The 21,834-nt window shown below is 67.4% G+C and carries 9 protein-coding genes and 1 pseudogene; 2 read left to right on the top strand and 8 right to left on the bottom strand.

The window, feature by feature from the left end; translation table 11 throughout:
* Positions 1 to 291 precede the first annotated feature (291 nt).
* Complete coding sequence (locus OH491_RS15525; protein ID WP_342750577.1) at positions 292 to 1,416, top strand: collagen-binding domain-containing protein; 1,125 nt, start codon at positions 292 to 294, stop codon at positions 1,414 to 1,416.
* Between the two features lie 769 nt (positions 1,417 to 2,185).
* Here the strand turns inward: OH491_RS15525 and trxB are convergent.
* Positions 2,186 to 3,133: a thioredoxin-disulfide reductase gene (gene trxB / locus OH491_RS15520; protein ID WP_068770634.1), complete on the bottom strand. Its 948-nt coding sequence runs from the start codon at positions 3,131 to 3,133 to the stop codon at positions 2,186 to 2,188.
* Between the two features lie 274 nt (positions 3,134 to 3,407).
* A complete protein-coding gene (locus OH491_RS15515; protein ID WP_068770636.1) occupies positions 3,408 to 4,256 on the bottom strand; it encodes an SDR family NAD(P)-dependent oxidoreductase in 849 nt (282 codons plus the stop codon).
* A gap of 447 nt (positions 4,257 to 4,703) precedes the next feature.
* On the opposite strand from OH491_RS15515, the gene OH491_RS15510 reads away from it, so the two are divergent.
* The gene (locus OH491_RS15510) at positions 4,704 to 5,093 is read left to right on the top strand and encodes a hypothetical protein (protein ID WP_068770637.1); all 390 of its coding nucleotides are present in this window, start codon (positions 4,704 to 4,706) and stop codon (positions 5,091 to 5,093) included.
* Positions 5,094 to 5,233: 140 nt separating this feature from the next.
* Here the strand turns inward: OH491_RS15510 and OH491_RS15505 are convergent, their stop codons facing one another.
* From OH491_RS15505 to OH491_RS15480, 6 genes and pseudogenes are all read right to left on the bottom strand, one after another.
* Entirely contained in the window at positions 5,234 to 6,154 is a 921-nt protein-coding gene (locus OH491_RS15505; protein WP_342751092.1) for an autotransporter outer membrane beta-barrel domain-containing protein, read from the bottom strand.
* Positions 6,055 to 6,459, bottom strand: coding sequence for a hypothetical protein (locus OH491_RS15500; protein ID WP_342750576.1), 405 nt, complete (start codon positions 6,457 to 6,459; stop codon positions 6,055 to 6,057). The genes OH491_RS15505 and OH491_RS15500 overlap by 100 nt, the downstream gene beginning before the upstream one ends.
* The gene (locus OH491_RS15495) at positions 6,444 to 6,707 is read right to left on the bottom strand and encodes a hypothetical protein (protein ID WP_342750575.1); all 264 of its coding nucleotides are present in this window, start codon (positions 6,705 to 6,707) and stop codon (positions 6,444 to 6,446) included. Before OH491_RS15495 ends, OH491_RS15500 begins: the two co-directional genes overlap by 16 nt.
* Entirely contained in the window at positions 6,704 to 7,798 is a 1,095-nt protein-coding gene (locus OH491_RS15490; protein WP_342750574.1) for a hypothetical protein, read from the bottom strand. The genes OH491_RS15495 and OH491_RS15490 overlap by 4 nt, the downstream gene beginning before the upstream one ends.
* On the bottom strand, positions 7,795 to 9,273 hold the full coding sequence (locus tag OH491_RS15485; RefSeq protein WP_342750573.1) for a hypothetical protein: 1,479 nt from the start codon (positions 9,271 to 9,273) through the stop codon (positions 7,795 to 7,797). Before OH491_RS15485 ends, OH491_RS15490 begins: the two co-directional genes overlap by 4 nt.
* Positions 9,274 to 10,753: 1,480 nt before the next feature.
* A pseudogene (locus tag OH491_RS15480) lies at positions 10,754 to 21,697 on the bottom strand (autotransporter-associated beta strand repeat-containing protein); the annotation flags it as partial.
* Positions 21,698 to 21,834 lie beyond the last annotated feature (137 nt).

Here is a 21,834-nt window from a genome sequence, read left to right as displayed (position 1 = left end):
ACGCTCCGCATTCCCATGAAATATGAAACCTGAAAGGACGCCCGGCGGAGGCCTCGGAGAGACCTCCCTACCGGCGCTACCGCGCCTGGGAGTTTGCTTCCGCTCCATTCCTTTCTTCGCGCCTTTCGCGCCCTTCGCGGTTAATTTTATAATATGGCAGGCCGGAGGGGCCGTATGGGACCCGCGGATACAAGCCGCGGATGCGGCCTGTAGGGGAAACACGCAATGCGCGCGTAGTGTATAAGCTGGTTGGATACGCTGTGTATTGACGCGGTGATACGTCATGGCTTTGTGGATACTGTCCTTATGCATTCCAGCAGTCTTTTCCCGGCTTTCGTTGCCTCCCTCCCCCTTGCCGTCGCGATCACGGCGTCTCCCGCGGAAGACGCCATCGTGTCGTTTGCCCAGCTGACCCAAAACTACAACCTCGTCAGCCTCGGCGACGCCGCCATCCGCAACTACGGCGACACCGAGGGCGGCATCGCGGTCGGCGGAAACCTCACCATCGACGGGGGCGTGATCGCCGCGCTCCCGTCCAAATTCGGCCAGACCGACGCGCTGCCGACGCTGTATGTGAACGGCAGCCTCAACTACACCGGCAACGGCAGCCTGCTGCGCCTCCAGACCGGGCATGCGTCGCTGCCGGGCTTCAGTCCCGGCGCGGACTGGAATCCCGTCAGCCGGGAACTCGCGTCCGCCGGCGTGACGCAGCTCTCGCAAATCAGCTCGACCTCCACGCACGCCGCCGCCGATCCGCGCTCGACCGCGCTCGACCCGGGCTGGGACTTCGCGGCGATAAAGGCGCAATACCAGGCGATTTCCTCGACCCTCGCCTCGCTCGCGCCGACCGGCGCCGTCTCGGTGACCGGCCAGCAGCTTGCGTTCACCGCCGCGCCGGACGCGCACGGCGCGATTATATTCGACCTCGATGCCTCGCTGCTCGCCGGGAATTTCTACGACGGGCAGATGTTTTCCGGCATCTCCATCGACGTGCCCGAGGCGGCGGTGTTTGTCATCAACGTCCTCAACGCCGACGGGCGCACGCTCTTCGGCGGCGGGGTCAATTTCAACTACGACGACAGCTACTCCCGCCTGCTCTGGAACATTGTCGGCGCGGACGACGCAGCCGGCCAGACGGTGTCCTTCGGCAACGGCGGCCAGTTCTACGGCAGCATTCTCGCGCCGAATTACCTGGTGACCAACACCGGCAACACGCCCATCAGCGGGCAGGTCGTGGCGGGCTCCTTCGACTACGGAAACGCGGAGCTGCATTTCACGGATTTCGGCTTTCCCACCGGTTTCGACGAGCCGCTGCCGCCGGTGCCCGAGCCCGCGACTTACGGGCTGGCGGGCGCGGGCGCATTGCTCGGCCTCGCGTTCTGGCGCAGGCGCGCGGGGCGCGACAGGAGATTATAAAAATCAGTTTTTAACCGCGAAAAGGCGCAAAACATCAAACGGGGAAAAGCATGATTGTTTAAAAGATATTTTTGGAAAATTTCGCGGCATTTCGCGATTGGCTTTTTTAATTTTTATTTGGGCCAATGGTGAGAGAAAATACCATATCATTAATAAGAGCCAAGGCGCTTCCGCCTTTATCCGTGTTCATCCGTGCAATCCGTGGTTAAATAAAAACGAACCATTTTAATAGCCACAAAGAGGCACAAAAGGCACAAGATTGAGCGGTTGTTTTTGTGCTTTTTGTGCCTCTTTGTGGCTATTAAAACCGGACCATTATTATGAACCACGAAAAACGCCAAGACACGCGAAAGCGATCCCTTCCTTTTCGCGGCATTTCGCGGCATTTCACGGTTTAAATAAAACCGAACCATTGTTTTTAACAGAAGGAAACAAAGGACGCCAAGAAGACCATGATATAAAAATGTCTTCTTTGTTCCCTTCGTTTCCTTCTGTTCAATAAAACCGAACCATTATCCTGTTTCTTTTTGCCAGGCCACTCGCAGACTCGTGGAGTGCCTCTTGCGCCTCTTTGCGGCCATGGTTCGTCGCTATTTTCGATGACTGAAAGCACAAAAAATTAACCGCAAAGAACGCAAAGAGCGCAGGAAACAATCCTGTTTTTCCATGAGTTCTTTGCGTTCTCTGCGGTTAAACAAGCAAAACCAGCCATCTAAAATAGCGAGGAACCGCGGGCATTGCCTTTTTCCGTTGCGGCTGCGGCGCCGCGTCAGCGCGCGTCGTTTTCGGCCAGCCAGCGCTCCACCTCGATGGCGGCCTGGCAGCCCATGCCGGCGGCCGTGATCGCCTGGCGGTAAACATGGTCGGCGCAATCGCCCGCCACATACACGCCCGGGATGTGCGTGCGGACCTGCGAACCGGCGGCGGGCTTCAGGTAGCCGTTGTCATCGACCGCGAGCGCGCCGGCAAACGCGGCGGTGTTGGGCTCGTGGCCGATGGCGACAAAGACGCCCTTCACCGGCAGCACCGACTCCGCGCCGGTCTGCGCGTCGCGCACCTTCAGGCCGCTGACCGCGTCCTCGGCCACGCCGAGCACCTCGGCCGGCACGCTGTTCCAGACCATCTGGATCTTCGGGTGCGAGGTGGCGCGGTCGGCCATGATCTTCGACGCGCGCAACGTGTCGCGGCGGTGCACCAGGTAAACCTTGCTCGCGAAACGCGTCAGGAAAAGCGCCTCCTCGCACGCGCTGTCGCCGCCGCCGATGACCGCGACCTCCATGCCCCGGTAAAACGCCCCGTCGCACGTGGCGCAGGCCGTCACGCCCTTGCCGCCGTAAAGCTCCTTCTCCCCGGGCACGCCGGTCATGCGCGGCGACGCGCCGGTGGCGATGATGACGGACTTGGCCAGGATCTCGCGCCCGTCCGCGAACAGGCGGAGCGGCTGGGAGGCAAAATCGACCGAATCGACGATCGCGGTCTCGAAACGGGCGTCGAATTTGGCCGCCTGCTGGCGGAGGTTGTCCATCAACTGGAAGCCGTCGATGCCCTCGGGAAAGCCCGGAAAGTTTTCCACCTCGGACGTGGTGGTGAGCTGTCCGCCGGGCTGCGTGCCCTCGAGGACCAGCGGCGAGAGGTTGGCGCGCCCGGTGTAAATGGCGGCGGTGAGCCCGGCGCAGCCGGTGCCGATGATGACGACGTTTTCGACGGAATTGGACATGGCGCAGGGATGCTTCCAAAAATCGAACAGAAGGCAACAAAGTCCGCGAGGAAGGCGTTTTTTAGAACCTCCTTAAAGAATAAAGGCCGGGCGGAAAAGAGCGGCCTTCCGACCGACAATTTGGCCATCTTGCTGTTTTCGATGGAGGCGGGAAAAAGGGCCGGAGGGGACGTCCAACCCGGCGCGCGGGACGCGCGCGCTCCCTAAGAACGATGGATTTCCCCGCAAAGGCCCGTTGCCAGCCGCTCCCCGCCGCGGAGCCCGCGCCGAAGCATCAGGAGCGCCGCATGCGCAGCGCCCAATCCAGCATGCGCACCGGGAGCAGCCACTTCAGGAAAAGAAAAAAACGCGCGTGCGCGGGCCCGTTGTAATGCGTTTTTGGATACCCGGCGCGCAGCGCCTTGTCCACCAGCCGCGCGATATCGTCGGGCTCCCCGGCGACGCGGCGCAGTTTCCGGGCGCCGGACGCAAACGCGCCCGCGAACGGCCCGTAGGGGCCGGTCTGCGGCAGCGTGTCCGCCGACACCCCGCGCGCGACATCGCCAAACTCCGTGCGGATGAACCCGGGGCGCACGAGAATCACGCGGATGCCGAACGGCTTCAACTCGCCGCGCAAGCCGTCGGTGATGCCCTCCAGCGCGAACTTGGTCGAGTCGTAGGTCGCGGACATGGGGCGGGTGATGCGGCCCGCCACCGAGCCGATATTGACGATGCGGCCACCGCCCTGCGCGCGCAGCACGGGGGCGACGAGCTGGGTGAGGGCGACGAGCGAGAAGACGTTGGTTTCGAAATTGCGGCGGATGGCATCGACCGGCACGAGTTCGAGCGGGCCGCGCTGGCCGTAGCCGGCGTTGTTCACGAGCGCGTCGATGCGGCCGAAGCGGGCAAGGGTTTCCGCGACGAGGCGGCGGCGGTCCGCGTCCGCGGTGATGTCGCCCGCGACCGCGAGCGTGTTTTTTCCCGCCGGATCGATTTCGCGGCAGAGCGCGGCAAGCCGTTCCGCCCGGCGCGCGAACAGCACCGCGCGCGCCCCGCCGCGGACGAGCCGCCGCACGGTCGCCTCGCCGATGCCGGACGACGCGCCCGTGACGATGACGACCTGGGTTTGGGGCGGACTTTTCATGATGGACTGGAATGCACATCGAAGCCCCATCGCGGGCGATGGAACAATCCTAAACCGCGGTGCCATTCGGCACGGGCGCGCCGTCGCATGGGCGGAACGCCCATGCCACTCGATCCCACGGACGCGCACCCCCACCCTGCCCCATCGGGTGCAACTCAAAGTGATGTCACCGCCGGAATCTTTCCTCTTTATTCTTTATCTTGGCAGACTGTCGCTTCGCTCGAAACCTCTTTCTCCCTGCCCGTTCCTAACGAAAGAGAAAGAGAAAGAGGAAAGAAGAAAGAGGGAGTGACACCACTTTGAGTTACATCCTGCCCCATCTGTCTCCAAACACACCGCTTGCCTATCGCCGGCCGCTTGTATTGAATAGCCATGTGCTTATGAAACGCCCGGCGAGGCCGCCGGGTTTTCTCGATACCATCCAACAACCATCAACCCTGTCTCCACATGAAGTTTCTCCACTTGTTCGTGATTTTGGCCGCGGCGTTGTTTCTCGCAGGCTGCGGGAAAAAAGACACCGCGGGTTCCTCCGGCTCCTCGAATGCCTCGGCGGCTGCGGGAGGCGCGTCGGCCACCTTTAACGGACAGTCTTTTCAGAGTCTGCGCGTGGCCGCCTACCTGAGAAATTTCGACCAGTATTCGAAAGACTACGTCGCCGCGCTCAACGACAACAGCCAGAACGCCGCGCTCAAGGCCCGCAGCGATGCGCTCGCCAAGGAGCAGCGCGAGGTCGTGAAGGAACTCAAGGGCGCGGATGAGATCGAGCGTTTCAACTCGATCGTGATGGGCATCCGCAAACGCATCGAGGACGCCACCAACGCGGCGACTCAAAAATAAAATCCCCGGCAGGCCGCCATCTAAACGGTAGGGCGAGGCGTCTCGCCGAGCCGCGGGTCAGCGACGGCTTGGCCGGGGGCTTCGCCGTGCCGGCGCTGCCGCGCCCCTGTCAAACGAAAGCACCCTATTAAAGCATCCTATTACCAGAGGCGGCGGTAGCCGAGGCTGAGTGCCCAGGGGCGCTCGTAGCTGGGGGCGCGTGCGTATTCGTAGTCGATGTACAGCTGGCTGAGGTCGTTGACGCGGTAGCCAGCGCCCAGGCCGAACTCGACGCGCTTGCCGTCGAAGCCGGCGGTAAACGTCTTGCCGTGGGCGGTGATGCCGCCGCCATTGGAATCGACCGCGACGGCGGCAAGCTTGCCGTAGGGATGCCACCGGCTGCCGGGGAGCCGGCGGCCGAAGCGCAGGAGCGCGCGGTACTGCCAGGTTTCGGAGTCGTCCACGCGCACCTTGATCGCGCGCTGGCCGGGGGTGGGGCGGGTGTCGTAGGCGGCGCGGCCCAGCCAGAGCACGGAGGCCTGCGCGGCGGGCTCGAGCCACCAGCCGTCGGCGCGCTGGAGGCGGCGGCCCGCCTCCAGGCTCAGGCCCAGGCCTTTCACGTTGTAGCCGGCGTGCGTCACGCGCCCGTTGGCGGCGCGGGCGTCGAACGCGTTTTTATACCGGTCGGCGCGCCCGACCGCGTCGAGGAACCAGCCGTCCGCGCGCAGGAGCGTGGCGTAGGCGCCGACGCCGGCATTGCGGGTTTCGCCGGTGCCGGCGTTGTCGAACCTGCGGCTGACCCCGCCCATGTCGATGAAGCCGCCGAGGAGGTTCGCGCCGGTCTCGGTCGCGAAGGCCCGGTCGAGGCCGGCGGTCATGCCGTAGCCGTGCTGCTCGAAGGCCATGCCGGAGACGCGGTTCGAGGCGTCGAGGCGGTAGCCGCGCGAGCGCACCCAGACGTTGCCGGAGGCGTTGCCTCCTTTTATGGCGGCGGCGTGGCCGCCGTCAAGGGAGGCGAGGTTTTCGGCGCGGAGGTCACCCATGCGCAGGTGGAGGCTGTCGAGGGCGCTGGCCCAGTCCAGCGCGAGCGTGCCGGCGGTGTTGAGGATGGCGTCGGCGGCGTGAGAGCCCGGCGTCGGTCAGGTACACCGTGGGGATCGGGGATGTAGGCGCTGCCGTCGCCGCGCATGAGTTCGAGCGAGGTGAGCTCGGTCTCGATGCGGCCGCCGACGAGGTCGAAGGTGCTGAGCGTGCCGCCGGTGTGGATGAGCTCCAGCGCGATGTTCGGGCCGGCGGGCTCGGTGCCGTGGGTGTCGAGGTGCACGCGGTGCGCGCCGGCGCCGTCATCGAGGATGTCCAAAAAGTTCGCGATCATGCCGGCGGGCACGATGCCGCCGGCCAGCCGGAGAGGTCGGCGTTCAGGTAAAAGTTGCCCGAAGTATTGCCGAGGGTCGCGATGGTCGCGGAGCCGGCCGGGTTCGCGGCGGAGAAGGCCAGCGCGCCGCCGTTCATGTTGAGCGTGCCGAACCGGTATCCGTCAGCATCGAGCACGAGCGCGGCGCGCGCGTCGAGCGTGGTGTTCGCGATTTGGTAGGCGGCGGGGTCGTTTTCGAGGAACAGCGTGGCGTTGGTCACGAGGTGCGTGCCCGCGCCGGAGAGCGCGTTGCGCAGGACGCCGGTGAAGTCTTTCTGCTCGAAGGTCGCGCCGGAGGCGACGCCGATGGCGGCGTCGCCGAGGGCGTTTTCGTGCGTGGCGGTGACGCGCGCCCCGGCGGCGATGCTGCCGGTGCCGTGGAAGCCGGCGCTGTCGCGGGCGAGCGTGACGGCGCCGGCGGCGGCGTGGAACAGGCCGTAACCGGAGGGTGTTTTGCAGCGCGCCGGTGGCGGCGGTGCGCAGCGTGCCGTCGAGCTGGATGCCGCCGGAGCCGCCGGCGGTGTCGGCAGTGCGCGGTCGCGTTGGCGTTGATGTTGGTTTGCGCGGTGTAGCCGGGGTTCGCGCTGGTGATGGTCAGCGTGCCGCCGGCGAGGGTGAGCGCGCCGGTGCCGGTGAGGCGGCCGTCGATCTGGCCGCCGCCGCGGAGGGTTTGCGTGTGGCCGGCGAGGTCAAAGGACGCAGGGGACTCAATGGACAGAAAGGACGTGTCGCCCAAGACGTGGTCGGCGCCGGCGATGAGGGCGCCGGTCGTGATCGTGCTGGAGCCAGTGTAGGTGTTCGCGCCGGCGAGGGTGAGCGACGAGCCGGTCGTGTAGGTGACGCCGCCCTCGCCGGTGAGGGCGGCGGTGAGGGTGCTGTCGGTCGCGCCCGCGTCGGTGAGGACGAGGGTGGTGCCACTCTTCACGTTCAGCTCGGCGAGCACGTAGTCGTAATACAGGCCGGGGGCGAGGGCCGTGCCGGTGTAGACGGTGGCGCTGCCGGTGGTCTGCGCGGTGTAGTTGTAGATGGCCAAAACCTCGTCGTGCTCGATCACCTGGCCGTTTTCGAGCGCGCTGCCGTCGGCCCTGGTGACGGCGATCTGGCGCGGCGCGGCCTCGGCGAGGGTGCCGGCGGAGACCAGCAGCGTGGCGTTGTCGGTGAGGTTGTCCTGGTCGAGCCAGTTTTTCTGCCGCGCGGCGTCGCCGATCGCGGCCGTGCCGCCGGCGTAGTTTTCGAAAACGACGGTGCTGGCGAGGTCGGCGACGGAGAGCGTGCCGACGTGGAGGACCTCCTCGGGATCGACGCCGTTCATCGGCAGCCAGAGCGCGCCGGCGTTGAGCGTGAGGCCGCCGATGCGGGCGGTCTCGCGGTTGGCGTGGAGCGCGCCGCCGGCGTCGAGGCGCAGCGTGGCGTTGGCCAGCGCGGCGGCGTTGAAGGCGTGCGCGGCGTTCGTGCCGAGGGTGAGCGCGGTGTCCGCCAGCGCGACCGTGCCGGCGAAGTTCGAGCCGGTCGTGGCAACGAAGTCGAAGGCGCCGCTGACGGACTCAACGGCGAGCAGGCCGTCGCCGCTGAGCGCGTGGACGAAGCTCGTCGCGGTCGTGGCCAGTGCGCCGGTCTGCGCGAGGACGACGGAGGCGCGCCCGCGCCGGTGCCGCCGATGTTATCGTTGCCGGTGATCGCGGCCGTGCCGGTGACGGCGAGCGTGCCGGTGAAGGCTGTATTGGTCCCGGTGAGCGCGACGCTGCCGCTGACGAGGTTCACGCCGGTGCCGCTCACGGTGTTGGCGAAGGCGCCGGTGCCGCTGAGCGCGAGCGTGGAGCTGTTCGCGATGGTGGCGGCGCCGAGGCCGTCGAGGCTGTTCGCGAGGGTCAGGGTGCCGGCAAGGATGCCGGCGCTCCCGGTGAAGGCGTTCGAGCGGCTGATGGTCAGGTTGCCGGCGGCGTCCTTGTTGAACGTGCCGGAGCCGGAAAGCGCGTTGCCGAGGGTTTCGGCGGCGGTGTTCGCGACCGTGAGCAGGCCGTCGAGGAGGATGCCGGCCTCGGAGAGGTTCGCGGTCGAGCTGGCGCTGAGCGCGCTGCCGGCGGCGATGTTCCATTCGCCGGCGGCGCCGAGCTCGTTCGCGCCGGTCAGCGCCACGCTGCTGCTGTCCACCAGCGCGACGGTGCCGCTGCCGGCGATTTGTTTCGCGAGCGTGCCGGTCGCGCCGGTGAGCTGCACGAGGCCGCCGGCGGTCAGCGTGCCGCTGTCGCCCAGCGCCTGCGTGTGGTGCAGGACGGCCGTGCCGGTCACGCCGACATCGGCGGCGAAGCCGGCGTTGGCGCTGGTGATGTCCAGCAGGCCGGTGACGCCGAGCGAGCCGCTGCCAACGCTGTCGAGGAGCGCGCCAGCGATGCTGCCGCTGGCGAGCGTCTGCGTGCGGCCCGCGAGATCAAAGGACGCAAGGGACACAAGGGACAGATGGGACGTGCGGCCGAGGGCGTCGTCGGCACCGGCGATCACGGTGCCGCTGGCGAGGGTCGTCGTGCCGGTGTGGCTGTTGCTGTGGCTCAGCGTGAGGGCGCCGGCGGAGGCGACAAGTTCGAGGTTGCCCGCGCCGGTGATTTCGGCGGCGAGGGTGCGGTCGTCGGCGCCCGCCGTGGTGAGCGTGAGCGTGGTGCCGCTCTTGATGTCGAGCACGGTCAGCGCGTAGTTGTAATACAGGCCGGCGCTCGCGGTCGCGCTGCCGAGGATGGCCCGCGCGGTCGCGGTGCCGGCGGTCACGCCGGTGTAGTCGTAGGTGGCCGTCACGTTGCCGTAGTCGATCCGCCGGCCGCCGGTGAGCGGCGTGGCGCCGTCCTCCTGCGTGAGGGTGATCTGTTTCCCATCGGTTCCGGCGGCGAGCGCGTCGGCGGCGACCAGCAGCGTCGCGGTGTCGTTGAGCGAGTCGGTCGAGGAAGTTTTTCGGGTTCGTGCCGGTGCTGTTGACCGTGCCCGAGCCGGTGTAGCCCCTGAAGGCGACCCGCGCGCCGCTGTCCACCGAGAGCGTGCCGGTTTGCAGGACTTGCGCCGGGACGACGGCGGTCATGTCGAGCAGCGTCACGCCGCCCGCGCCCAGGTCGAGCGCGCCGAGTTTGCGGGTCTCGGCGTGGGTGGCGAGGGTCGAGCCGGCGAGCACGCGCAGCTTGGCGCCGGCCAGCGCGAGGGCGTTGTGGGCGTGCGCGGCGCCCGTGCCGAGGTGCATCGTGGTCGCGTCGAGCTTGACCGTCCCGGCGAAGGCCGTGCCGCTGGCCGCCTCGAAGTCGAAGACGCCGCCGTTCGTGGACGCATTCACCGCGAGGACGCCGCTGCCGGCCAGCGCGTGGACAAAGGTGGTCGCGGTCGTGGCCAGTTCGCCGCCGGCGGCGATGACCACCTTCGCCCCGGTGCCGCCGATTTGCGTGCTGGCGGTGATGTCCGCCGTGCCGGTCACGCTGAGCGTGCCGGTGAAGCCCGTGTTCGCCCCGCGCAGGCTCACGCCGCCGCTGGCGACGGTCACGCCCGTGCCGCTGACGGCGTTGGCGAAGGCGCCGGTGCCGGCGAGGTCGAGCGTGGAGCTGTTCGCGATGGTTGCGGAGCCGAGGCCGCCGAGGTCGGCGAGCGTCAGGGTGCCGGCAAGGATGCCGGCGCTCCCGGCGAAGGTGTTCGACTGGCTGATGGTCAGGTTGCCGGCGGCGGTTTTGTTAAAAGTGCCGGTGCCGGTGAGGGCGTTGCCGAGGGTTTCGTTCGCGGCGTTCGCGACCGTGAGCCGGCCGTCGAGGAGGATGCCGGCGAGGCCGAGGTTTGCGGTCGAGCTCGCGCTGAGCGCGCTAGCGGCGGCGACGGTCCACGCGCCGGAGAGCGTGTTCGTCCCGGTCAGCGCCACGCTGCTGCTGTTCGCCAGCGCGACGGTGCCGCTGCCGGCGATTGCTTTTGAAAGGGTGCCGGTGGCGTTGTCGAGGCGGACAAGGCCGGAAGCGGGCGGGCCGCCCGCGCTCCATAGGGTCAGCGTGCCGCTGTCGCCGAGGGCGGAGGTGTGGTGGAGCACGGCCGTGCCGGTCACGCCGACACTGGCGGCGAAGCCGGCGTTGGCGCTGGTGATCTCCAGCAGGCCGGTCACGCCGAGCGAGCCGCTGCCAACGCTGTCGAGGAGCGCGCCGGTGACGCTGCCGCTGGCGAGGGTCTGCGAGTGGCCCGCGAGGTCAAAGGACGCAAGGGACTCAAGGGACAGGAAGGACGTGCGGCCCAGCGCGTCGTCGGCACCGGCGATCACGGTGCCGCTGGCGATCGTCGTCGTGCCGGTGTAGGCGTTGCTGTGGCTGAGGGTGAGGGCGTTGCTGGCGGCGATTTGCAGGTTGCCGGAGCCGGTGATGAGCGCGGTGAAGTCGGCCCCGCCGGCGGGCGCGGCCTCGTCGCCGGAGAGCGTCGTGGTCTGCCCGGCGAGCAGGTCGAGCTGCGTGAGCGCGTAGTTCACGGAGAGGCCGGGGCCGCCGGTGGCGTAGTCGAGCGCCTGCGTGTAGGTCGCGGTGGCCGTCACCGTGCTGCCGGCGTCGCGCACCGCGGCGGTCGTCGTGCCGCCCCCGGCCAGCGCCAGGTTCGTGCCGGTGGTGGAATATGCGTTCACCAGGCGCACCAGCGTGGCCTCGTCCTGCCGGAGCAGGTTCTGGTCCAAAAGGCCGGTCGTGCCGGTGGCGGCGTGGTTGTTGGCGACGGTGATCGTGCCGCTGGCGCCGTCGAGCGTGTCGGTGAGGATGACCCCATCGGCCCGCGAGCCGGTCGTGTAGGCGAAGACCACGTCCGCGCCGTCGATCTTCAGGCCGCCGGGGTTGCCGCTGCCCAGGCGCTGCGTGCCGGTGGCGACCGTCGTCGTGTTGGCCGTGCCCAGCACCACGGCGGCGGAGGCCAGCGCGTTGTTGTCCAGCGCGTAGGCGCCGGTCTCGAAGAGCGCCGTGCCCGTGAAGCCAGCGCCTGCGGCGCTGGAGTTGAAGTTGAAAGTTGAAGTTGAAGAACCGAGGTCAACGTGCAGGACGCCGGTGCCGCTGAGGGTGCTGGCAAACACGATGTCCCCGGTGGCCACGCGCAGGACTTTTTCCGTCGCGCCGGAGCCCGCGCCGATGACGACCGCGCCGGAGCCCAGCGCGCCGGTGTGCGTCATGACCAGCGCGCCGTCGAGGATGCCGATCGTGCCGGTGGTGGTGTTCGCGCCGGCCAGGGTGAGCGTGCCCGCGCCGGCCTTCTCGATCGCGTGCGTGCCGGTGAGGCTCGTCGCGATGGTCGCCCCCGCGGTCATGTTGAAGACCACCGCGCCGGTGCCGCCGGTCGCCAGCGTGCCGCCGGTGAGCAGGTAGCCTTCGGTTTTGAACTGCGCCCCGCTGAGGGCGATCGTGCCGCCGGTGAAGCTGCCGGCGGCGGTGTTGTCCACCGTGACCGTCCCGCTCGCCCCCCCGAAGATCGCGAAGCCCGCGGCCTCGGCGGGCGCGCCGAGCCATTCCCCGTTGGGCGCGCCGTTGCTGCCGCTCCACGCGGTGTAGGCGCTGGCCGCCCCCGGCGCGTGCCACGTGCCGGAGCCGCCTTCCACGCTGGCGTTGGTCCACTGCCCGGCGCTGTTGTCGCCCCCGTCCCAGTAGGTGAAGTAGCCAAAGTCGTAGAGCAGCTTGACCCAGCCGGTCTCGGCCGTGCTGAACAGGAACTTGTCCGCGTCGGCCAGGCCGCTGACCGCCGCGCCGTTGAACGTGCCGAACGCGAGGTTGCCGGCGCTGCCGGAAAGCGCGCCGCCGGTGAGGCCGTAGCGGATGAGGTCGTATTCACCCTTCGCCAGCGCCGCGCCCGTCCCGGTGAGGTTCACCGTCGTCGTCCCGCCCATGACGACGCTGCCGTGCACGTCGATGCGGTCGTTCACGCCGGCCGCGCTCTGGTCGAGGTGCCCGGGGCTGGTGACCGCGCCCAGCTCGAAGTCGAGGTGCCCGCCGTCGGCGAGCGCGAGGTCGCCGAGGATCGTGGTCACCCCCGGGCTGTTGCCCGGCGCGAGGTGCCCGCCGGCGTTGAGGTAAACATTGCCCCCCAGCGTGCCGCCGCCCCCGAGCGTGCCGCCGGCGTAAACCTGCAGCGCCGAGGCCGCCGTCCCCAGCACGGTGTTCACGCGGAGCCGGCCCGAGTCGATCCGCGTCACGCCCGCCCACCCGGAGGCCCCGCCCCGGTAGTCGAGGTCGGCGCTGCCCGCCACCCGCAGCGTGCCGGTGCCGGCCAGGGCGTTCGTGAGCGTGCCGCTGAGGCCGGCCAGCTCCAAGGACGCAAGGGACGAAACGGACGCAAGGGACGAGCCCAGCGCACCGAGGTGCGTCGCACGCAGCGTCCCGGCGCCCACCACCGTCGTGCCGGAATAGGCGTTGCTCGCACTCAGAATCAGCAGGCCCGCGCCTTTTTTGGTGAGCGTGTCGCCGTTCCAGTTTTGGGCGGTGTTGGCGGTGGTGTCGCTGAGCGCGATGTCGAGATCGAAGCTCGTGCCGCCCGCGACGGTGAAGTCGCCGTGCGCAAGCGTGCCGCCGATGCGCCACGAGAGATCCGCGGCGAGCACGTAATCATGGCCGTCCGCGCTCTTGTAGGCGCCCTGATAAATATAGTCCACCGGGCTGGAGCCGGAGCCGGCGATCGTGGCGAAGTCGCCCGCCAGCGTGCCGGCGGTCGCGTGGATGAGCGTGCCGGTCACGCCCGCCAGGTTCATGTCAGAAAACTTCGTGCCGCTGAGCACCGCGTCGGAGAACGTGCCGGTGAAATGGGCCACCGCCAGCGCGCCGTCGAGCGTGCCGCTCGCGGCGGTGATGAACGCGCCGCGATTCGCGGGCGCGCCCGAGTAGCTGAGCGTGAGCGTGCTGCTTGCGTTTTGGGAATACGCGCCGCCAGCGGTCACGCTGCCGCTGCCCGCGATGGTGAGCGCGCCCGTGCCGGCGGCGCCGGTGAACACATCGCCGGCCGCATCAAGCAATCCGTTGCCGCTGACGTTCACCTCGCCGGTCGCGGTGCCGTCGTCGCCGATGGAAAGATGGCTGCCGGTGCGGACGACGCCGCTGCCGCTGATGTTGAGCGCGCCGTGGCCGTGCGAGCCGACCTCGACCAGCCCCGCCGCCTGCAGCAGGCCGCCGCTGATGTTCACGGTGCCGCTGGCGGCGGCGGTGGGCGCGTCATTCGGCTCGCCGCCCAGATACAGCGCCTTCGCCGGGGTGAAGCTGCCGCTCTCGCTGATGTTCAACACGCCGTCGCCCAGATAGCCGAGCGTCACGTTGGACGCCTCGTGCCACCAGCCGTTGCCGCTGATGGTGACGGTGCCGAGCGAATTGACACCGCCGCCGATGTTCGTCCAGTTGCCGCCGGGGGACTGGTTCAGCAGTCGCGCGTGGCCGGTGATGATGACGCTGCCGGTGGCGCTGGCACCGTAGCCGAGGTCGAACTGCGCGTTCGCCGTGCGCAGCCACACGGCGTCGCCGCCCAGGGTGACGGCGGCGTTCGCACCCTCGGTGACACCCACCTTCACCGTGCCGTTGCCGACGGTGTTTTCCAGCCGCCCGCCGCCGCTGATGTCGAGCGCGGTGGTTCCGGTCATGATGAAATTGGTGGCCGCATACCACGTGCCGGTCAGCGCGACGCTGCCGGTGCCGTTGATGCTGCTCGTGCCGCTCGCGCCAGTGGTGCCCGTCCAGCCGGTAATGGCGAGCAGGCCGTTGTTCACCGTGACGGTGCCGGTGAAGGTGTTCGTGCCGGCGAGGGTGAGCGTGGCCGCGCCGGTTTTTTCGATGCTGCCCGCGCCGGTGATGGCGCCGTCGTAGGTCGTGGCGAGCGAGGAATTGAGGAGCAACAATGTGGAATTGGAAATCGTGCCGGTCGCGGCGGTGCCGGCGAGGTTGTTCAGCGTCTGCGTGCCGGTGGCCGCGAGCACGCCGTCCACCACCACCGCCGTGCTGCTGGCGATGGCGTTGGCTGCGGCGAGCGCGAGGGTGCCGCCGGTCACGGTCGTCGTGCCGGTGTGCTGGCTGGCGACGTTGACGACGAGCGCGCCGGGGCCGGCCTGCACGAGGTGGCCCGCGCCGGTGAGCGCGCCGTCGAGGCGGACGACGCCCGCGCCGGCGGCGGTGAGCGTGTGCGCGCCGAGCGCGAGCTCGTGCGTGGCGGTGCCGAGGGCAAGCGTGCCCCCGGCGTCGATGGCGGCGACCGTCGAGCTCGACGCGAGCGTGCCGCCGCCGGCAAGCGCGAGGGCGCGGGAGCCGGCCTTGGCGAGGCTGCCGTCGAGGATATAGCCGCGCTGGAGCACGCGGTCGGCGTCGGCGTAGGCGGCGATGGTCGCGCCGGCGTTTACGCCGCGCAGGGTGCCGCTCTTGATGGTGATGTCGCCGTAGCCGAGCGGGCCGCCGGCGCCGGCGGTGCCATCGACGCCGAGCCAGACGTTGCCCGACTCGAGGACGAACGCCTTGGAAAAGGTGTTCTGCGCGTTGAACACGACCGCACCCGCACCCGTGCCGGTCACGGTCACGCGCGAGTCGGGACCGTCGATTTTTCCGTTAAAAATGAGGGCGCCGGCGCCGTTTTGCTCGATGACGAGGTTTTTGCCGAGCGAGGCGGTGTCGTCGTATTCGAGGTCGATGGCGGCGCCGATGGTGATGTCGCTCACGCCGGTTTGCGTGACAAAGCCCTCGGCGGTGGAGGTGAGGCCTTGAAAGACGAGCGTGCCGGGGCCGGCGATGGCGAAATCCTCGTCGGCGGTGCCGGTGAAAACGAGGTTGTTGAGGCGGCGCGCGCCGGGCACGGTGATGGTTGCGTTGCCGAGGGCCGCGCGGTCGGTGTCGAAGGTCACGAGCGCGCCCTTGGCGTCGGGCTGAGTGGAGGGCAGGTGCAGGCTATCCTGCTTCATCCAGTTGTCCGTCGTCCACTGGCCGTTGGCGGCCTGTCCGTCCCAGATGAAAATCTGGTCGAAAGGCAGGAGCACGCGGATGCCGGCGTCGTTGCGCTGGGCCACGGCGGCGGTGGCGGCGTTCGTGCCGAGCTTTATGTTTTCGATGACATAGCCTTCGGCGAGGGTGGTGCGGATGAGCGTGGAGCCGAGGCCGGTAATCGGGTCGGCATCCCAGCCGAGGAAGGTGAGAAAGCCGGTGGCCGGATCGACGGTGATGGCGCCGGTGAGGATGGAAACCGGGTTTGACGGGGTGCCGCCGGACACGTCGATGATGGCGGTGCCGGTGACGCTGATGGCGCCGGCGATGGTCTGCGTCTTTTGATTGATGTTCAGGCGGCTGCCGTCGGCGAAATGGAGGTTTTGCACGCCGGACAGGAGGTCGGCGCGGGCGAGGTTCACGGTGCCGGAGCCGAGCTCCCAGTCCGCGGCGGCGAGCTTCACGCCGAGGGTGTAGCTGGTCGTTTGCACGAGGCCGGCCACGAGCGTGCCTTCCTGCCCGGCCGCGCTCGTGCTGGTGAGCGCGCCGCCGTTGGCGAGGACGGTCGTCACGTCGCTGCCGGTGACGATGAAGCGGCCGTTGTTGTTGAGGATGACGCCGCCTCCACCGTTGATGGTGACGGTGCCGCCGACGGCGGCGATCACCTCGATGGCGCCGGCGTTGCCAGTGCCGTCGGCGGTCTTGGTGGACAGGACGCCGGCACCGAAGGCGGTGTCGCCGGTCGCGCCGGTGCCGATCTGGATGTCGTCGTTTGCGGGGTCGTGGGTGGCGGCGTCGTAGCGGACGGTGCCGCTGCGCGCCTCGATGCCGCCGGAGATTTCGTTGGTCAGGTTGGTGAGTTCGAGGGTGCCCGCGCCGCCTTTGGCGATGATGCCGGGGTCGGAGCTGGAAGCATCCTTTATCTGCGACTCGATGCGGAGGATGCCGGCGTTGGCGTTGATGACGCTGGCGTTGCCGCCGGCGCGCAGCGTCAGCGTGTTGGCGTCGAGCACCAGCGTGGTCGCCATGTTCGGCGTCGCCGAGCCGTTGACGATGGCGTTCAAGGCGCCGGACGCGCCGAGGAAATTAATGCCGCGGGTCAGATTGGAGCCAAAGACAATCGTATTGCCCAGGCGCTGCTCGGTGCCGCTGTCGTTGAAAACGTAGAGGCCGCCACCGGTGACAGAATTGCCGCCGGTGTTATACGCGCCGACGCCCAGCGGGCCTTTGATGACATTGCCGCCAGCGTCCTTGGTGGAACTCGCGCCTATCACATAAACACCGCCATAGGTCTGCTCGGTATTCCCCGTGTTAATGTTCCCCCCGCCCAGAAACCAGAAGGTGCTGCGGGTGAGAGAACCGACGCCTTCAATCACATGATCCTTACCAAAGATATGCGTTCCGCCAGTGATGCTCAAATTCCCGTTCAGTTGACTGTTGCCAACCGCACTGCTGTCGGCGTTCCAATAGAAAATACCACTCATGGCCAGCGTCCTGCCGGCACTGTTGATAATTTGATTGCCCAGCTTCACGCCCGTCCCGACCGTCGTCATGTTTCTGGAGTCGGTGCTGATGTTCGGACGGAATGCGCCCGTCCCCAGCGCGTTGTCCGCGCCGAGATACACCTGGCCTCCCGTCCACGTGAAATCGCCGGTGAAGGTGTTGGTTTTGTTCAAACGCAGCCAGCCGCCGCCCTGTTTGATAATGCCGGCGCTGCCGCTCACCACGCCGTTCAAAATCAAAGATGAGTTCACGCCGCTTTCGCTTAAAATTTCGACGGTAATAGTCCGCGTCCCGCTGCCGCCCAGTTCCAAATCACCCGTCAGCGTCAGATCATACAATCCGCCGTTGGCAGTCGCGCCGTCGGAGTTTTGCGCGAGATACAAATTGCTGTTGAGCACCGCGCCGCCGGCGAGGGTGACGGTGCGCGCCGCGCCGTAGGCTTCAATATAAAAGGTGTCGCCCGACGCGCCGGGCGCGCCGATGAGGAAGGTGCCGGAGCCGGTGAGGGGCGTGCCGTTGGCGGTGACGCGCAGCCGCTGCGTCGGCGTGTCCCAGATCAGGTTGCCCGACCATGCGGCGTTGGTTCCACCGAAGATGATGGCGGTGTTCGCGCCGTTGAGGTCGAGATTGCCGGCGCCGCTGATCGCGTTGCGCAACTCAAACTGCCCGGCGGCGCGGGGCGTGGCGAGGTTGAGGTCGGTGTCGGAGTCGAGCCGCCATGCCGCCGTGACGCCCTGCGAGCCGCCGCTGCTGTTGATGACGGCGTTGAGGCCGCCGGTGTTGGAGAAAATGAGGGTGCCGCTGCCGTCGAGCGTGAAACGCGGCGTGGCTTGGAGGTTCAGACGACCAAGGGTGTAGGCGCCGTCCACGTTGATGCCCTTCGTGCCGATGCCGGCGTCGAGGTCGCGGAAGGACACGCTGATACCCGCGCCACTGGGCACGCCGTTGAGGAGCCAGTTGCCACCGGTGCTCCACTTGGTGTCGGCGGTGCCCGCGCCGCCCGTCCACTCGACCGTGGGCGCGGCGTCGGGGAGCAAATAATAGTAACTCCCGTCCTGATGGATTTGCGCGCCGCTCTCGTAGCCGGTGAAGGCGATGTTTTGCAGGGACTGGGCCAGTGAGTTCGACAACAGGCTTACGTCGGTGGCAAAGCGCACGTAGGAGCCGCCGGAAAGATAATCATTCCATATGCCGGTGTTGTTTTGAATGACGAGCGACGCCCCCGACGTCCAGCCGGCGCCGGTGCCGGAGGTGTTGAAGTGCAAGCCGCCGCCCGCGCCGAGTTGCAGCGAGGAATCGGCCAGCAGGTTCAGTGATGCGATGCCGTTGTTGGTATAGCCGCCGGTGTCAAACACGCCGCCGTTCAGCGCCAGCGCGCCGGCCGTAAGCTGGTTGGCCGCGCCGAGCGCGAAGACGCCGCCGTTGACGGTGAGCGTGCCGGCGGTCAGGCTCGTGATGCTGGTGTCAATCGTGGCGGTGCCGGCGCCGTCCTTGAGGAGGTTGTTGACCGCGACGGTCGCGCCGGGAGTGGTGGAGCGGATTTTTTTGGTGAGCGAGTCGCCCATGAAGGAGAAATTGCCGGCGGCGACATTGGCACCGTCGAACCACAGGTCCCCGTCGGTGCGGAAGTAACCGTTGCCGGTGATGACGCCGCCGCTCAAGTAAGTGTCGCCGTGGAGCACGCCGACGGTGCCGTTGGCGGTGGTGCCGAGGTTGATCGTGCCGCCGGCGAGGGTGGTCTTGGCGGCGTTCACCACGAAAATGTTGGCGATGTTGGCGCCGGTGGGGTTGACGGTGATGTTACCGGGGCCGAGCGGGTTTTTGCCCGCGTCCAGAGCGCCGAGCGTCACTTCGTTGCCGGTGGCATTGATGGCGTCGCCCCAGAGGGTGCCGAGGTTGGCGGACAGGCCGCCGGTGAAGTCGTGGTCGGGGCTGAGCAAACGCTTGTTATATGCGCCGGTGAAAACCAGCCCGCCGGTGCCGGTAAAATTAAAGTCCTTGCCGAAAATCGCCGAGTCGGAGTTTTGATAATTGGCGGAACTCGTGGCGATGGCGACGTTGATGGTGCGCGTGGCGCTCAAGTCCACATCGCCGGCGTAATCCCAAATGATGGAGCCGGTGTTCAAATTGCCGTTGAGCACCAGTTCGTTGGTTAGGCGGATCATGTAAGCCGGGTTTCTGGTGTCGCCCGACTGCCCATAGACACTGGCGGTGCCGGCCAGAATATTCACTCTGCCGCTGCCCAGCCAAGTGCCGCTGGTGTAGCCGGCGTTCGCGGATGGGGAGATTCTGATTTGGGCAGTGTTTTCCAAATCCACGCCGCCGGTGAATGAGTTGGCGATATTGTTGGCGCCAAGATTAAGATAGATGCCGCTTTTGAGAATAATTTTCCGCGCGATGCCGGACTCGGCAAAATCGTCGCTGATGTTGCCGATGCTGTCATAGACGCTGGTATAGCCGGTCTTAATCAAATCACTTTTCAGGAGTACCCTTGGCAAGCTGCTTCGAGCGCCCCCGCCCCAAATGGCGGCGGAGCCAGTGACGCCGCTGTCAAAAATGAGATAGCCGCCTGAAGTGGCGCTATCGCCGATAGCCACCCCGTCACTGCTGCTGAGAAGCTGGCCTACCGTCACGTTTTGCGAGCCAAACAGAATTCTCTGACCATAAAGAGCGCCGCCGATGTCACTAAGTCTGGCAATCGCGCCCGGGGAGTTGGGGATGTTGTAGGAGTCGATGTCGGAGGAATTGGCGGAGCGCCAGTTGGCGGCGGCAAACCAGTTGAGCGTGGCGGCACCGTAAGTCCACGAGCTGTCGAGCAGGCCGTTGGCAGGGGCGATCTCGTTGGTGCCGACGATCTGCGCGCCTTTGTTGTAGCCGTGGAACCAGATTTGGTTGAGCGCAGCGCCGACGGGCGGGAGGGCGGTGGCGACGATGTCGGGCGCGCCGTCGAGGAGCGTGCCGTCGGTGTAGTCGCGAATGCGGAGGATGCCAGTGGTGTCGCCGAAGGCGATAGAGGCGAGCATGAGGCTGGTGGAGGTGGAGCGGTCACCACCGAGGGCGAAAACGCCGGTGGCACCGGAGGCGATGTTGGCCTCGCCGATGGACTGGTCGAAACCGCCGAGGCGCACGGAGGCGGTGTCCCTGCCGGTGAAGGTGAAGTCGCTGTTGGTGTAAAGCTGGCCGGCGCGGGTGAGGATGAGCGTGCCGGCGTCGAGCCGGAGGGCGTTGGCGAGTTGGAGCTGGGTGATGGAGGAATCGAGGGTGAGCGCGCCGGTGCCGGTCTTGGCGAGGGTGGCGGAGACGGAAACCGTGCCGGGGGAGGCGGCGCCGTTGTCAGCGACGCGGGAGAGGGTCTGCGCGCCGGTGCCGGAGAGGTTGATGAGGTAGGAGGCGTTGCCAGCGATGCCGGTGAGGGAGTCGTGGAAGGCGACGTTGCCCGCGAAATCGAAGCCGGAGGCGGGGGCGTTGGAAATGGCGGTGCTGCCGAGGACGACATTGCCGTTGAAATCGAAAAGGCCGTCGGCGCCGAGGTCGATGGAGCCGCCGAGGAGCCGGAGGGTGGCGTTGGCCAGGCGGAAGGTGGCGTGGTCGGAGAGGGTGATGGACGCGCCGGCGATGAGGTCGAGGGTGTTGGCGGGATTCGAGCCGCGGACTTCGAGGACGGAGCTGCCGCCGGACACGCGGATGGTGCCGGAGCCGAAGAGACCGGTGCCGCCGCCGAGAGAGAGCGAGGAAGCGGAGAGGTAGCCGACGACGCTGCCGGCGCGGATATCGAGCGCGGAGAAGGTGCTGTCCGCGCCGCCGAGGGTGAGGACGCCGGAGCCTTGCTTGAGGAGGGTGCCGCCGGAGAAGGACTGGTTTGCGCCGAGGGCGAGGCCGGTGAAGGCGCCCACGTTGAGGGTGCGGGTGCCGGAGCCGAGGGAGGTGAGCGAGGCGGCGGCGGGAGCGAGGGTGAGGGTGCGGAGGGTGAGCGCGGTGTTGGCGTCCTCGCGACTGACGATGAGGTCGGAGGCGGAGAGGTCGAGGGAGTTGGAGAGGGAGCGGTCGGCGTCGCCAGCGAGGTGAAGGCGTTTTTCCGAGGCGGCGGCACCGAGGGTGAGCGCACCGGAGCCGAGGACGTTGTTCGCACCGATGACGAGGGTGCCGGCGTTGAGGTTGACGGGGCCGGCGATGGAGGCGGCGGGGCCGTTGAGGATGAGTTTGCCGACGCCGTTCTTGACGAGCGAGGCGGCGGTGAGCGCGCCGGAAACGGTGATGTCGGCGGGACCGGTGTCGTTGTAGAAGGTGACGGTGCGCCCGGAGGCGTCGAGCGCGCCGAGGAGGGTGATTTTGCCGAGGACGGCGGAGTTGTTGCTGACGGCGAGGTCGGAGAGCGTGGTGATGTCCGCGGCGATGCGGAGGTTGATGCCGCCGGAGAGTGAGAGCGCGGCGGGCGTGCCAACGGCGCCGCTGTCGAAGACGAGCGAGGGCGAGGCGGTGGCACCGAGGGTGAGCGAGCGCAAGGGGTCAACGGAGTTGGGGCCGATGACGGCGAGCGTGCCGAGGGTGACGCCCGTGCCGGCGCCGGCGAGCGAGATGGTCTTGTTCGCGAGCGCGGGGTTGGCGGAGAGGTTGAGGATGGCGGAGTCGCCTGCGGCGGAACCGGGGGTGCCGCCAGTCCAATTGGCGGCGTCGGCCCAGTTTGTGCCGGAGCCGGTGAAAGTGCCGGAAACCTGGGCGCGAAGGGCGGGTGTCCAGAGGATGGAAGCCAGAAGAGCTGCAACCGTGAGACGGAGAGCGTGAGGGGCTATATTCATTTTATTTTTACAATATGAAAGTGATGCTGCGGTCATTGGCAGGCTTGGCTCTTCTGCGATTTCCTAGGCGAAGAGACAGGGTCGTGGAGCCGACGAACGCGGATGCAGGGGGTGCATGCAGCCCTGATGTCTCACCG

The organism is Termitidicoccus mucosus, assembly GCF_038725785.1.
Lineage (GTDB): Bacteria > Verrucomicrobiota > Verrucomicrobiia > Opitutales > Opitutaceae > Termitidicoccus > Termitidicoccus mucosus.
Note: the sequence above shows the minus strand (reverse complement) of the source record. Positions and strands in the feature narration are given on the sequence as shown.

Coding starts and splice junctions, on each gene's coding strand:
- trxB (WP_068770634.1), bottom strand. CDS start 3,133: ATGTCCAATTCCGTCGAAAACGTCGTCATCATCGGCACCGGCTGCGCC.
- OH491_RS15515 (WP_068770636.1), bottom strand. CDS start 4,256: ATGAAAAGTCCGCCCCAAACCCAGGTCGTCATCGTCACGGGCGCGTCG.
- OH491_RS15510 (WP_068770637.1), top strand. CDS start 4,704: ATGAAGTTTCTCCACTTGTTCGTGATTTTGGCCGCGGCGTTGTTTCTC.
- OH491_RS15490 (WP_342750574.1), bottom strand. CDS start 7,798: ATGAACGGCGTCGATCCCGAGGAGGTCCTCCACGTCGGCACGCTCTCC.